The organism is Nocardia sp. NPDC058658, assembly GCF_042716665.1.
In the GTDB taxonomy this organism is placed as follows: domain Bacteria; phylum Actinomycetota; class Actinomycetes; order Mycobacteriales; family Mycobacteriaceae; genus Nocardia.
This window is the reverse complement of record NZ_JBHXRR010000002.1, coordinates 116,598-130,776: the sequence shown is the minus strand read 5'-3', so window position 1 is coordinate 130,776 and position 14,179 is coordinate 116,598. Positions and strand designations below refer to the sequence as shown.

The following is a 14,179-nucleotide window of genomic DNA, read 5'->3' as shown; positions in this document are numbered from 1 at the left end:
CCGCCAGCCAGACTGGACCCCATGACATCGCTTGACAAGGGGACCGACGCGCCCCTGGCCGACTCCGACACCGCGGCCGCCGCACTTGACCTGGTCAAGTTGTACGGATCGGGAGATACACAGGTCAAGGCCCTTGACGGGGTGTCGGCTGACTTCGCGAAGGGCGAATTCACCGCGATCATGGGTCCGTCGGGGTCGGGTAAGTCGACGCTGATGCACTGCCTGGCCGGGCTCGACAGTGCCAGTGCGGGCGAGGTGCGCATCGGTGACACCGCGCTCACGGGCCTGTCCGACAAGCAGATGACGGCGCTGCGGCGCGACCGGATCGGGTTCGTCTTCCAGGCGTTCAACCTGGTGCCGACGCTCACCGCGCTGGAGAACATCACCCTGCCGCTCGATATCGCGGGTCGCAAGGCCGACCAGGAATGGCTCGACACCGTGGTCAAGCGCCTCGGCCTCGGCGATCGTCTCGAGCACCGGCCGTCCGAGCTGTCGGGTGGTCAGCAGCAGCGGGTGGCGTGTGCGCGGGCACTGGTGGGCAAGCCGGAGATCATCTTCGGTGACGAGCCGACCGGCAACCTGGATTCGCACTCCTCGGGTGAGGTGCTGTCGATCCTGCGTGCCTCGGTGGACGAGTTCAATCAGACCGTCGTGATCGTCACCCATGATCCGCGCGCGGCCGCGTATGCCGATCGCGTCGTGTTCCTCGCCGACGGGCGCATCGTCGACGAATTGCGTGATCCCACCCAGGATTCGATCCTCGACCGGATGAAGGCGCTGGAAACCCGATGAGCTCACCCATGCGCAAGGTCGCCTTGCGTAACCTCGCCGCGCACAAGGTGCGTTTGGCGCTGACCCTGTTGTCGGTGGTGCTCGGTACCGCCTTCATCTCCGGATCGTTCGTTTTCACCGACACCCTGCAGCGCACCTTCGACGGAATTTTCGAAGGTCAGGCCCAAGGTGTGGACGTGCGTGTCGGCCCGTCGGCTCGCCAATCACTCGGCGTGCCGACGAATATCGTCGACGCGCTGGCCAAGACTCCCGGCGTCGCCCGGGTCGCGCCCGCGGTGAACGGTCCGGTCGTGCTGCTCGAGCCCGACGGCAAGAAGGCCGTACAGACCGGTGGCGCACCGAGTTTCGGCCTGTCCTACCTGCCGCCGGAGAAGGCCGTCGAGGAACCCGACAAGTTCGTCGCCGGTGCCCCGCCCACCCAGCCGACCGAGATCGCGCTCAACACCGGTGGTGCCGAAAAGGCGGGGCTGAAGGTCGGCGACACGACCAAGGTGCTGATTCCGTCCAAGGGTGATCCGTTCGAGGTGACCCTGTCCGGCATCTACGAGATGCCGGGTGCCGAGGGCGGCGGTGTGGTGGCGGTGATGTTCACCGAGCCGCAGGGCCGCAAGCTGTTCACCGACGGCTCGCACGTGGCCTACGCCGATATCGCGGCAGCGCCCGGTGTTTCGGCCGATGACCTGCGCGACCAGCTCGCCGCCGGTCTGCCGAACTACAAGGTGCAGAACTCCGACGAGGTCCGCGAGGACATGAAGAAGGAGATCTCCGAGGCGCTCACCTTCATCAACTACTTCCTGCTCGCCTTCGGCGCGATCGCGCTGATCGTCGGCACGTTCATCATCTACAACACCTTCTCGATGATCGTGGCGCAGCGGCTGCGCGAACTCGCGTTGCTGCGGGCGATCGGGGCGAGTCGTCAGCAGGTCGGGCGGTCGGTGGTCAGTGAGGCCATCGTGATCGGCCTGATCGGCAGCGTGCTCGGCCTGGCCGCCGGGATCGGGTTGGCGTACGGATTGTCGGCATTGCTCAACGCCTTCGATCTCGGACTGCCCACCGGGTCGCTGACAGTGCTGCCGCGGACCGCGATCATCGCGCTGCTCGTGGGCCTGATCGTCACCGTGGCCAGTGCCTACGCCCCCGCCCGACGGGCCGCGAAGGTGCCGCCGGTGGAGGCGATGCGCTCCGAATTCGCCAGTGCGGGTGACTCTTTGCGACTGCGCACGATCGTCGGTGCGGTGATGGCCGTGGCCGGTGGCGTGCTCGTGTACGTGGGTGCGCAGGGGACCGGTAAGGGCTCGGCGGTGACCGTCGGTGTCGGTGCGCTCGGGTTGATTCTGGCGGTGCTGCTGGCCTCGCCCGCGCTGTCACGGCCGATGGTGGCCGTGCTCGGGGTGCTCACCCGGCCGTTCGGCGCGATCGGGCAGATGGCGCGCAACAATGCCACCCGCAACCCGCGCCGCACCGCCGCCACCGCGTTCGCGCTCACGCTCGGCCTGATGCTCGTCTCGGCGATCGGCATTCTGGGCGCTTCGGCGAAAACCAGTGTCGGCGTGCTGATCGACAAGGGCGTGAAGGCCGAATACGTGCTCGCCGGTCCACAGATGATCGGAGCGCCGATCGGTGCGGTCGACGCCGTGCGCACCCAGGTGCCGGGCGTCAGCGATGTGACCGGGGTCCGGGTCGTGGCGTTCAAGGTCGGCGACGACCAGCTCGGCGCCACCTCACCGGACGGCCCGATCGACCCGGTGATGGACATCGACATGCTCAGCGGCACCAGCACCATCCCCGCCGGTGGGGCGCTCGTCAGCGAGACCGAGGCCGCCGATCGTGGGTGGAAGCTCGGTGAGAAGGTCGCGATCACCAGCCTCGACAAGAAGCAGCTCGAGCTCACTGTCGCGGGCATCTACGCCGACTCGCAGCTGCTCGGTCCGATGGTCGTCGATCCCGGCGTCTACGAGCAGCTGATGCCACCGGCCTTGCGCACCAATGTGTTCGTGCTGGTCAAGGCCGAGCCGGGCGCGGATCTCACCGCGATGCGGGCGAATCTGGAAAAGGCCACCGAGCCGTTCGTGGTCGTTCAGGTCCAGGACCACGAGGAATTCAAGGGCGCGCAGGGCAAGCAGATCAACACCCTGTTGGCCATCCTCTACGGGTTGCTCGCACTGGCCGTGGTGATCGCCGTGCTCGGCATCATCAACACCTTGGCGCTGTCGGTGGTGGAACGTCGCCGCGAAATCGGCATGCTGCGTGCGGTCGGCACCCAGCGCGCTCAGGTGCGGCGCACGATCTACCTGGAATCCATGCTGATCGCCATCTTCGGCGCCATCGTGGGTCTGGTGCTCGGCATCGCGCTCGGCGTCGGATTCCTGCGCACCCTGCGCGATATGGGCATCGACCAGATCACCATTCCGTGGTCGCAGCTGGTGATCGTGCTGGTCGCCTCGGGTGTGGTGGGTGTGCTGGCGGCGGTGTGGCCGGGTGTGCGGGCCGCGCGTACGCCACCGTTGGCGGCGATCGCGGACCTGTAGATCCTTCGGGACCGGCGTAATCACCCAGTTCGTTGACTTCCAGTCAGGATTCTGACCGATCGGAGGCGAAGTGGGTGATTACGCCGGTTTCACGCAGGGTAGCGGTCGAACCAGGCCTTGGTGGGCTGGCCGGACTCGTCTCGCGGTGGGGTGAGGCCGAATTCGGTGCAGTAGTCGGTGGCGAGCCGGTCGAGGACCGGGCGGGCGTCGACGGTGTGCGACCAGCGGTGGGGCAGGGCCGTGCGGCCGTAGCGTGCGCCGAGCAGGCTGCCCGCGATCGAACCGGTCGCGTCGCTGTCGCCGGAGTGGTTGACCGACAACAGCAGTCCGTTGCGGACGACGAGGTGGTCGGGCCCGCCGACGGTCTCCGCGGCCAGCACCGTGAAAACGGCGATGGCGAGAGCTTCGGGGGCGATCCAACCCTGGCCGAGCGTTTCGAGGTCCTCGGGCCGGGGTTGACGACCGGGCCTGCAAGTGCGGGCGGCCAGCGAGATCGCCGCTTCCAGCGCGGCGGAGGTCTCCTCGTGGTGCGGGTACCTCGCCAGTTCGGCGCGCGCCCGATCGAGCGCGGTCATCGTGGTGACTCCGCGCGTGGTCTGATACACCAGTGCGGCGAGGACGCCGGCCGGTAGCCAGCCGCTGGGGTGGCCGTGGGTGAGTGTGGCTGCGTCACAGCCCAATTCGAAGATGGTGGTGAGGGCGGAGCCGCCTCGATCCGCGGCGTAACCGAATCCGCACGGCGAAGCCCGCATCACCGCCCCGCTGCCCTTGGAACTGTTGATCGGGCGATCACGGGTGCCGAGTGGGTTCGTCGGATCCCGGCGCTCGGCCGCCGCACGCAGCGCGGCGTGCACCGAGACCGCCACGCCGCGCTGTTCGGTCAGCTCGGGGTGGTCGGCGAGTGAACTGTGCAGCGTGATCGGCTGATCGGGTATCTCGCGTACCTGCCCGCGTAACCACACCAGCATCCCCTGCTGCAGCAAACCCAGTGTCGCCCCGCCGGTTCCCTTCGCCCGTGCCCGCACCGAGCCGCGGATCAAAGCCTCCACCGTGAACGCCGTCAGCTGCGTCTCCTCCGAGATCCGCAGCTGATCGGCGTCGTCGCCGATCCCGAGGTGACCGTGCTCCTCGCGAATCTGTTGCAGGGTACTGGCTTCCACCGGCGCGCCGAGTGCGTCGCCGATCGCCCCGCCGAGGAGGCATCCGCTCACCCGACCTGCCCATATCGATGCGGCCGTCGCGGGCCGAGTATCGCTGGGCACATGGTTTTCCGGCTCGGCCGCGGGATCGCGAAGGGCGGTCGGGTCGTGTCGACGCGGGGCGACCGTCGGCATCGAATGTCGAGAATCGGCGGTGGAGGCCGACAGCGCCGGCTGGGAGTTGGTTCGCGGCTGGTGGCGCAGGGCGTCGGTGAGGGCGGCGGCGAAGTCGGCGCAGGTGCGGAATCGATGTTTGGGGTCTTTGGCCATGGCTTTGGCGAGGACGGCATCGACTGCGGCAGGCAGCGTGGTGCGGCGGGTGCTCGCCATCGGAGGTGGGGCGTTGAGGTGGCCGAGCATGACCGTGGCCGGGTTCGGGGCATCGAAGGGGCCGGTGCCGATGAGCAGGCGAAAGACGGTGCAGGCCAGGGAGTATTGGTCGCTGCGGCCGTCGAGGGGCGCGCTGGTGAGCTGTTCGGGGGAGGCATAGGCGATGGTGGCGGTGAACTGGCCGGTGCGGGTGAGGCCGCCGGTGTCGTCGAGGAGTTTCGCGATACCGAAGTCGGTGAGCACGACTCGTTCGTCGAAGCCGGCGCCGACGCCCGCGGTGTGCGAGAGCAGGATGTTGGCGGGCTTCACGTCGCGGTGCAGTACGCCCTGGCGGTGGGCGTAGTCAAGGGCGCTCGCGGTCTGGGTGGTGATCTGGGCGATCCGCCCATTTCCGAACTGCTGCACCGGAACCGCCGAGGCATCCGTGCCGTCGACGAACTGCATGGATATCCAGAGACGTTCCTCGTCGACGCCACGGTCGTAGACGGTGATGATGTTGGGGTGGTCGAGCTGGGCGATCAGGTCGGCTTCGCGTTCGAATCTGGTCCGGATCTCGGAGTCGGAGAACAGGTCTCGATGCATCAGCTTCAGCGCGGTGAGCCGTGGCAGCCTGCGGTCGCGTGCCGCGTACACCGCACCCATGCCGCCGCGCCCCAGCTCTCGTTCGATGACGAAACCGGCGAACACCGCCCCGCGCCGCAACATCGCCTCACCCCGTTCACCGAACCCGATCGTTCGCAGCCTAGTGGGCGCCGACGCTGAACGCTCCCGAGTCCCACACACCGCTCGGAGTGGGCACCCTCCAGTTCCCCTGGGGCGAGGTCGAGGCGGGCGGCCCCGACACCGGTGAGCGACCTCGGCGTCGACTCGCGTTCCGGCAGGCCGGGCGGTCCGTCGAGCCGTAAAATGCCAGTGCCAACCGGATGCGGCGCTGAGCGTCGGATCGGCCGTGGAACGTCTCGGTTACACCGCCGGGGCGTGGGTGTCGGCCCAGCGCGTGATGTCGCCGCGGTCGAGGGCGGTGGCCAGTAAGTCGGGGAATTTGTCCGGTGTGCAGGCGAAGGCGGGAATGCCGAGAGCTGCCAGGGCCGCGGCGTTGTCGTGGTCGTAGGCGGGGGCGCCCTCGTCGGAGAGGGCGAGCAGCACGACTACCTGCACGCCCGCCTCCTTCATCGCGTTGCAGCGGCGCAGCATCTCGTTGCGAACGCCGCCTTCGTACAGGTCGGAGATGAGCACGAACAGGCTGTCGGTGGGCCGGGTGATCAGGGTTTGCGAATAGGCGATGGCGCGGTTGATGTCGGTGCCGCCGCCGAGTTGGGTGCCGAACAGGACGTCGACCGGGTCGCTGAGTTGATCGGTGAGGTCGACGATCTCGGTGTCGAACACGACCAGCGAGGTCTTCAGCGAGCGCATGGAGGCCAGCACGGCGCCGAAGACCGAGGCGTAGACGACGCTGGCCGCCATCGAACCGGATTGGTCGATGGCCAGGACGACATCGCGTTGGATCGACTGCGACTTGCGGCCGTAGCCGACGAGCCGTTCGGGCACGATGGTGCGATGTTCGGGCAGGTAGTTGGCAAGATTCTTGCGGATGGTCCGATTGAAATCGATGTCGCGCAGTTTCGGCCGGTGGGTGCGCGCGGCCCGGTTGATGGCGCCGGAGACCGCCGCCACGGTCTTGGCGGCGATGCGCTGCTCGATCTCGCGCACCACCTTCTCGACCACCATGCGCGCGGTGGCCTTGGTGGTTTCGGGCATCACGCTGTTGAGGCCGATCAGGGTTCCCACCAGGTGTACGTCGGGTTCCACCGATTCCAGCAGCTCGGGTTCGAGCAGCAGTTGGGTGAGATTCAGGCGGTCGACGGCGTCGCGCTGCATCACCTCCACCACGGTCGCGGGGAAGTAGTTGCGGATGTCGCCGAGCCACCGGGCGACGCGGGGCGCTGAACCACCCAGTCCGCCCGACCTTTTCGTCGTGCCGCCGGCTTCACCGGTGTTGTAGAGGGCGCCGAGAGCCTGGTCCATCGCCTGGTCGGCGCCGGAGCTCAAGCCGCCGAGTTGTTCCTCGGCGGCGCTACCGAGTACGAGACGCCAACGGCGCGAATGGGTTTCGTCAGGATCGGTCATCGATGCTCCTGGTGGTCGAGCGGGAGATCTGGATGCGGAGTCGCGAGGCGCTGGGCTCGATGCGACCGGCTCGGCGTGCGACGCCTGCTGCGGCGGGTCATCCTGCCGCCCCGAGGATTGCGGTCGCCGCGCGCAGTGCTAGTTGTCCGCGAATCGGATCGATGGCGGTGGGGGTGTCGGCGATGGTCGGTGCGGTGCCGGTGTCGCGCAATGCTTGGCTGATGGCTCGGCGTTCGCCGGATTCGAAGGAGCCGAAGGTGCGGCGCAGCAGGGGGAGGGTGGCGACGAACTGGTCCTCGTTGAGGTCGCGCAGCCACTCGTCGATGCGGCGCAACAACTCTCGGTCGTGGACGAGGAGTAGGCCGCGCCCGCCGAGGAAGCCGTCGATCCAGGCGGCTTTGGCGGCGGGGGTGTTGCCGATGGAGAGGGCGGCGGCGAGACGGCGGGCGGAGTCGGCGTCGTCGATGCGTTCGGCGTCGCAGAGCAGGCGCACCGCGCGGCCGCCGATCGCGCCGTGCACGTCGTCGCGGTCGGCGATGCGCTGCAGGGTGGCCAGCCATTCGGTGCTTGCGTGCTCGTCGTCGCGGGTGCTGATGGCGGCGTGCGCGGCGTCGATCTGGGTGCGCAGGGCCACGGCCGCGTCGGTGTCGAGGCCGGTCACGGCGCCGGGCAGGCCCGCGCAGATCCGGACGAGCAGACCGTCGGCGACGTGGGCGAGCGCCTTGATATCGGTGCCGCGGACGTCGCCGTAGCGCAGGGTGCGGGTCAGGCCAGGAAGGGCGCCGAGCAGGTGGGTGACGTCGTGGTCGAGCGCGGCCGCCGCTTCGAGCCTGGTGATCAAACCGTCGGTGGCACCGCCCAGGTCGGCCAGCAGGGCCGTTTCCAGTGCGGCGGCGAGGGCGGTGACGGTGACGTCGTCGCGACTCGCGGTATCGAGGATCTTGGTCTCCGCTGCGGTGCGCAGGGTGGTGCCCCAGATCGCGGCCTCGACGATGCGGACCTCGAATTCCGGTTCCCAGCGCAGGGTCCAGGTCTCCCGGAAGGTACCGGTACTGCGCACCTCGCCGAGTGTCGGTGTACCCCAGTCGATTCCGAGCAGGCGCAGGCGGTGCAGCAGGTGCGAGCGTTCGACGTCGCGTTCCTTGCGCAGGTCGAGGTCGACAGTGCGGGCGAGTGCTTCCTGCTTCAGCCGCAGGGTTTTGCTGCGCGCCCGCAGGTCGGCGGCCAGGGGGACCGTCGGGGTGTCCTCGGGGACGCCGCCGAGCGTCTCACCGACCACGAGTTCGTCGACGACGAGCCGCAGCATGGTCTCGTCGCCACCACACATCACCGACCGCACCGCCTCGGTGACTTCGGACAGGCCTGCCAGCGGTCGGCCGCGCAATGCCGCGAGGGTGTCGGCCAGCCGCACCGCCTCGATGATGTGTGCGCTCGACACCGGCAGATCGTGCCTGCGCAGCACACCGGCGACCTTGGTCAGCCAGCGCGCCACCGGGCGCTCGGTCTCGGTGAACAGGTGGTGGTACCACCCCGGTGAGGTGACTCCTGCCCCGTAGCCCGAGCCTGCCGCGAGTCGCGAATGCGTCCACGGCACCCAGGTCAGTGCCGCCTTCGTCTTCGGTAAGCCTGTGAGTAGCCGCTTGTCCGAAGCCGCAGGGCCGAGCGGCCCGACCAGTGCGGGCGCGTGCCAAGCGCCACACACCACGGCCAATCGCTTCGCCCCACCCTTGAGTACCTGCCGCATCACCTGCCGCATATGCGCTTCGCGGACCAGGGTGTGGTGGTCGACGACCAGCGGTGCGATCGCGGCGTCCGGTCGATCCGCGGATGGTAGGAGCTCGAATCCCGTTGCCGCCGACGGTATCTCCGCCAGCCCTGGATCGGCGGCCGGTGTCGGAACGGCCGTCTGAGTCGTACCGCTCGGCTGCGCCGACAGGTCGACCTGCGCTTCACCGGGCTGTGTCGCGATGCCGGGTGCTGACGGGTCGGGCTGTGTCGCGATGCCGGATGCCGACGGGTCAGGCTGTGTCGTGTCGCCTGCCTGGGGTGCTATGCCATCGTCCGGTTGCGACGCGTGGGGAGCGGTGTGATCCGCATCCTCGCGTAGTGCGGCCATAGCTTCGGTGATGGCATCGAAAGCCGCACTGTCGGGGACGGATTCGACGACGGCGTCCCACCAGCGTTCGGCGTCGTCGTAGCCCGCGGCCGAGGCGAGGGCGGCCAGTGGGTCGGAGCCGCCGCCGCGCGCGTCGTCCTCGGCGCCGAGGACGTTCGCGGCGGGGAGGTCGCAGAAGCGGACCGGGACGGAATGGTCGACGCCGTAGCGCATGGCCTGCCACTCCGGGGAGAACACGGCGAATGGCCAGAATGCAGCTCGCGCAGGCGAATCCGGGACGTAGGCGAGTAGGGCGACCGGTGGCGTCATCGTATCGGCCGCGACGAATCCGACGAGCGGATCGGCGTCGGAAGGGCCCTCGACGAGGATGGCGTCGGGCTGGAACTCCTCGAGCGCATGGCGCAGTGAGCGCGCCGATCCCGGCCCATGGTGCCGAATGCCGAACACCCGCGTCACCGGGGCGGCCTCCACACAGGCACCGGCATTCGCCCGGGGGGCGGTGCCGGCAACTGAGCCCACGCCGGCACCCGAGTTCGAGCCCAGGTCGGCACCCGAGCGCGAGCCCGCATCCGTGCTCGCGCGGCCGTCGGCATCCGCGCTGGTGGCGTCGCCGGCTGCGGAGGTGTCCGTGCTCGTGTCCGCGTCGGCACCCGCGTCCGTGGCGGAGCGGGAGTTTGCGTCCGCAAGCCCCGTGTGGCCCCCATCGTCGTCCGCTGGATCGATCGGCATGTCGACGGCAGGTGCTGATCGGGCGTCGCCCGCTTGTTCACTCATCGAAATCCCCATGTGTGCTGTGTGGTCCGTCCTCCCCTACGGTGGGTGTCAGCTGGCGATTTCGCGGCAGGCTCGGTAGAAATCGGCCCAGTCGGGGCGTTCGCGGACGACGGCCTCGAGGTATTCGGTCCACACCACGGTGTCGGCGACCGGGTCTTTGATCACCGAGCCGAGGACGGCGCCGGCGATGTCGGAGGCGCGCAGGACGCCGTCGCCGAAGTGGGCGGAGAGGGCGAGGCCGTTGGTGATCACCGAGATCGCCTCGGCGGTGGACAGGGTGCCCGAGGGGGACTTCAGTTTGGTGCGGCCGTCGGCGGTGATGCCGGAGCGCAGTTCGCGGAAGACCCTGACCACCCTGCGGACTTCCTCGGCGGCGGCGGGGACCTTGGGCAATTCCAGTGCGGCGCCGAGCTGTTCGACGCGACGGCTCACGATGGCGACCTCGGAGTCCTCGTCGGCGGGCAGCGGCAACACCACGGTGTTGAAGCGGCGGCGCAGGGCCGAGGACAGGTCGTTCACGCCACGGTCGCGGTCGTTGGCGGTGGCGATCACGTTGAAACCCTTGGCGGCCTGCACTTCTCCGCCGAGTTCGGGGACCGGAAGGGTCTTCTCGGACAGGATGGTGATGAGCGCGTCCTGCACATCGGAGGGGATGCGGGTGAGCTCTTCGATGCGGGCGATGGCGCCGGTGCGCATAGCGGTCATCACCGGCGACGCGACCAGTGCGGCATCGCTGGGGCCCTCGGCGAGCAGGCGGGCGTAGTTCCAGCCGTAGCGGATCGCCTCCTCGGCGGTGCCGGAGGTGCCCTGCACGAGCAGGGTCGACTCGCCACTGATGGCGGCCGAAAGGTGTTCCGACACCCAGGTTTTCGCGGTACCAGGCACGCCGAGCAGCAGCAGCGCCCGGTCGGTGGCCAGCGTCGCGACGGCGACTTCCATCAGCCTGCGCGGTCCGACGTATTTGGGCGTGATCACGGTGCCGTCGTCGAGCGTGCCACCCAGGATGTAGGTGACGACGGCCCAGGGAGACAGCTTCCACGACGGTGGACGTACGCGGTCGTCGACGCGGTCCAGGGCGGCCAACTCGTCGGCGAAGGCTTGTTCGGCGTGCGGGCGCAGCAGGGTGGTCGACGGTTCGGTGGTGGTCATCGCAGCTCCTCGAGCATGGTGGCACGGTCGGTGAGATCGTGGGCGAGTCGGTGGAATGCCTGTTGCCAGGCGGGGTCGTCGGTGGTGTCGGCCAGTGCGGTGACGCGTGCGGCCAGCTCGACAGGTAGATGGACGCTCGCCGCGGTGAGCAGCGCCCGGTCGGTGTACACGCCCGCACTGGCATGCGGCTGACGCGCGGTGGTGCGGGCGCGATCGCTGAGCAGGCGCAACACATGGGCGGCCACCTGTTCCGGCCACGGGTGATCGAGTCCGGGCAGGATCGCGTGCAGTTCGTTGAGCTGGTGCGCGTCGAGGTCGAGCACGTGCTCGATCCGGTCGGCGGCATCGAGCAGGGTGAACAGTTCGCGGCGCCGCAGCACCGCCTGCTCGGTCGGGGTCGCGTGGGCGAACAACGCACGGGCCCAGACGGTGTCGCCCTGGGCGAGCGTCGCATCGACCCAACCGTCCACGATCGCCTTGGCGTAGCGCGGTGGCAGCGACAGGGTCAGCGCGGTGCTCGCGACTTTGTCGTCGGTGGCGTGCACGATCGGCGCCCACGCCGAGAGCGGCGTCGCGGCGATCGCCTGGTGCAGGGTCGTGATCGTCGAATCCGGGGTGTCCCAGCGCAATTTCGCCTGATCGGTCGCGTCGGTGATGCCATCGCGCCGGGCCTGCGCGTCGAGCTCCGCGGGCACCGTCACCTCGACGGTGCCGTCGTCGGCCACCCGAATCCACGATGCCACCAGCGCTGCCATCCGCTGCCCGAAAGCGGCGTCCGGGAGCTGGTTCAGCAGTGTGGTCGCGGTGCGCCGGACATCGCCGCGCCGATCATCGAGGGCCCGCTCGAGCAGCGGTTCGTCCGCCGAACTCAGCCCGTCGGCGAGCAACGCCAGCAGCTCCGCCTTGACCGGCCCGGATTCCTTCGGCCACGCCGCTGTCAGCACGGCAAGGGCCGCGGCCGGATCCGCCCGGCGGGTGCGCGCGAACCAGTCCTTTCGCTCCCCGGATGTCCCGAACAGCCACACATCTTGTGACGCGACGGGTTCCTCGGTGCGCAACGTGGATGTCTCGCTGGGGAATTCGTCGACGAGTTTCGTCCAGGCGGGGTTGTGGGCGGCGAGCCAGCGTCCTCGACGGCCTGCCAGGCGCAGCAGTGGCGCGCGCAGGGCGGTGTCGGAGGCCGCGGACAGCGCCTGGACGCACAGCACATCGGGCAGCCGGAAGTCGAAGGGTGCTGCGGCGGTGAACCATTCGGGCAGGAACGGGGACTTGTCCGCGAGCAGGCGGCTCAACCGATCGGCGGCGGGGCGCGGCAGGAGGGGGCGCGGATCGTCCACGGCGGGTTCGGGTTTCGATGCGGTGCGGGGCAGTTGACCGCCGCGCACGTACAGGTCTTGCAATGCGGCTGTGTGGAGCAGACGGGTGGCCGGTTCGCCCGCGTGCTGCGGGACGGCGGTGGCGACCGCGGCGTCGAGCTGGACGCCGTCGGCGCTGCGGCGGGCGGTGCCGAGCAGGGCGACCGAGACCAGTTCGGCCAGCGCGGGAGTGGGCGTGGTCTGGGTGGGGAAATCGGTTTCCAGGTCGCTCACCTCGCCGGCGAAGAACACCGAGATCGGGTCGAAGCCGTCGGCACGCCACTCGCCGCACACCGTCACCGGGTGACCGCCCGCGACCGCGATCAACCGCCACGGGCGCACCCCGGCAGGCAGCGGCAGCGCGGTCCCATCAGCGGCGACCAGCTGCCAGCCGTTGTCGTCGAGCACCGGAACGACATCGGTCAGCAGTGCGGGCCAGGCGCGGATCCACGGATCGTGGCTCAGGGCGTCGGCGTAGGCGGCCAGCGTGTCGTCGATCGTGGTACCGCAGACAGCGGGGATCGTGGTGAACGGCTCGGGTGCGCCGTGGCGGGTACCCCACTGCGCACGTAGGGACGCGGCGCCCGGGTAGTAGTGCAATTCCGCGTCGACCTCGCTGCCAGGCGCCGGTACCTCGCCGGTGAAATTCGGTGTGCCGAAGGAATGTTCGATGAGCAGGGCCCACCGCCCACTGCTGCGACCGCGCAACCAGGTTCGTCGCGTGTGCAGTCGATCCTCCTCGCTCGCCCGCATCCCGAGCACCGACCAGCGATCCCGGACAGCAGGCTCGGACAGCACCGACTCGGCCGCCATCGGATAGCCGATATGAGTCCGAATTCCCGCTTGCAGCGGCTCGGGGAGCGCGTCGATTCGCTGGTGGGCCAGCACCAGCAGGTGCAGCCGGGCGTACTCGCGCAACAGCAGTTCGGGCCAGTGCTCGGTGGTGACGGCCGCGGTGGGCAACCGGCGTAGGGCCTCGGCGATGCGGGGCGCCTGGGCATCCACCATCCGGGCCGCGATCGCCTCGTAGGCGGCGAACGAACGGTCGGTCTGGGCCAGGCCGGTCCGGATCTGGTCGGTCAGCCAGACCTCGAGTTCGGTGAGCCCGGCGGCGACACGGGTGCGCCGCTGCTCGACAGTCGCCTGCGACGGCGTGCTCGCGGCCTTGGCCTTCGGTGGCGCGGCGGCCTTCGCGGCGCGCCCCGCCAGCCACTCGGCCGCGAAATCGGCGGGGGCGTCCATGACCGGCGTCTGGCCGCTCGACCACGTGAGCAACAGCGACAACGTGTGCTTACAGGGGAACTTGCGGCTCGGGCACGAGCACTTGTACGCGGGCCCGTCCAGATCGACGATCGCCTGATACGGCTTGGCGCCGCTGCCCTGGCACAGCCCCCACACCGCATTGTCGACGGTGCCGGTCTCACGCCAGCGACCTGCCAGCTTGCGTGCGGCAGCCAGCGAGCTCGCATCGGGTGCGAGCGCACGGACCTGGTCCTCGGTCCACGGCGTGCGTTGCTCGGTCATCGGTTCCCCCGTTCTCTGTTCGCCGAAATATCTACCGCAACCCACCGACAACAATCGGTCGTGGCGCCGAAAATGCTGGCGCTGAGGAAATTTCGTGGTCCAGATCTTGCCGTGAACGGTGATCTCTGGCATTCTGACCTGTTCGGCACCGCCCGGACCGCCCGTGCCGCTCGATGCAGCGTAACGCGGGTGTGAACACCTCATCGAGCTGCCCGCCGGGGTGGGCGAGGGGTGGACATCGAGGGTCCCGCGCGGTCCCACGATGGCCATTCCACTCCCGCGGGC

General features: G+C 69.2%; 7 protein-coding genes. 2 read left to right on the top strand and 5 right to left on the bottom strand.

Annotated features, from left to right (window positions below):
* The first annotated feature begins 21 nt into the window (after positions 1 to 21).
* Complete coding sequence (locus tag ACFWUP_RS05865) at positions 22 to 792, top strand: ABC transporter ATP-binding protein (RefSeq protein ID WP_379231193.1); 771 nt, start codon at positions 22 to 24, stop codon at positions 790 to 792.
* Complete coding sequence (locus ACFWUP_RS05860) at positions 789 to 3,320, top strand: ABC transporter permease (protein WP_379231191.1); 2,532 nt, start codon at positions 789 to 791, stop codon at positions 3,318 to 3,320. The genes ACFWUP_RS05865 and ACFWUP_RS05860 overlap by 4 nt, the downstream gene beginning before the upstream one ends.
* An 89-nt stretch (positions 3,321 to 3,409) precedes the next feature.
* Here the strand turns inward: ACFWUP_RS05860 and ACFWUP_RS05855 are convergent, their stop codons facing one another.
* The 5 genes from ACFWUP_RS05855 to ACFWUP_RS05835 form a co-directional block, all read right to left on the bottom strand.
* A complete protein-coding gene (locus ACFWUP_RS05855; protein ID WP_379231189.1) occupies positions 3,410 to 5,554 on the bottom strand; it encodes an ADP-ribosylglycohydrolase family protein in 2,145 nt (714 codons plus the stop codon).
* A gap of 258 nt (positions 5,555 to 5,812) precedes the next feature.
* Positions 5,813 to 6,976, bottom strand: a complete 1,164-nt coding sequence (locus ACFWUP_RS05850) for a VWA domain-containing protein (protein WP_379231187.1) — start codon at positions 6,974 to 6,976, stop codon at positions 5,813 to 5,815.
* A gap of 97 nt (positions 6,977 to 7,073) precedes the next feature.
* A complete protein-coding gene (locus tag ACFWUP_RS05845; protein ID WP_379231185.1) occupies positions 7,074 to 9,866 on the bottom strand; it encodes a DUF5682 family protein in 2,793 nt (930 codons plus the stop codon).
* Positions 9,867 to 9,914: 48 nt separating this feature from the next.
* On the bottom strand, positions 9,915 to 11,015 hold the full coding sequence (locus ACFWUP_RS05840) for an AAA family ATPase (protein ID WP_379231183.1): 1,101 nt from the start codon (positions 11,013 to 11,015) through the stop codon (positions 9,915 to 9,917).
* Positions 11,012 to 13,894, bottom strand: coding sequence for a DUF5691 domain-containing protein (locus ACFWUP_RS05835; RefSeq protein ID WP_379231181.1), 2,883 nt, complete (start codon positions 13,892 to 13,894; stop codon positions 11,012 to 11,014). The genes ACFWUP_RS05840 and ACFWUP_RS05835 overlap by 4 nt, the downstream gene beginning before the upstream one ends.
* Positions 13,895 to 14,179 lie beyond the last annotated feature (285 nt).

Excerpts from the sequence above, each read along its gene's own strand:
- ACFWUP_RS05850 (WP_379231187.1), bottom strand. The coding sequence starts at position 6,976 with ATGACCGATCCTGACGAAACCCATTCGCGCCGTTGGCGTCTCGTACTC.
- ACFWUP_RS05845 (WP_379231185.1), bottom strand. The coding sequence starts at position 9,866 with ATGAGTGAACAAGCGGGCGACGCCCGATCAGCACCTGCCGTCGACATG.
- ACFWUP_RS05860 (WP_379231191.1), top strand. The coding sequence starts at position 789 with ATGAGCTCACCCATGCGCAAGGTCGCCTTGCGTAACCTCGCCGCGCAC.
- ACFWUP_RS05855 (WP_379231189.1), bottom strand. The coding sequence starts at position 5,554 with ATGTTGCGGCGCGGGGCGGTGTTCGCCGGTTTCGTCATCGAACGAGAG.
- ACFWUP_RS05865 (WP_379231193.1), top strand. The coding sequence starts at position 22 with ATGACATCGCTTGACAAGGGGACCGACGCGCCCCTGGCCGACTCCGAC.
- ACFWUP_RS05835 (WP_379231181.1), bottom strand. The coding sequence starts at position 13,894 with ATGACCGAGCAACGCACGCCGTGGACCGAGGACCAGGTCCGTGCGCTC.
- ACFWUP_RS05840 (WP_379231183.1), bottom strand. The coding sequence starts at position 11,015 with ATGACCACCACCGAACCGTCGACCACCCTGCTGCGCCCGCACGCCGAA.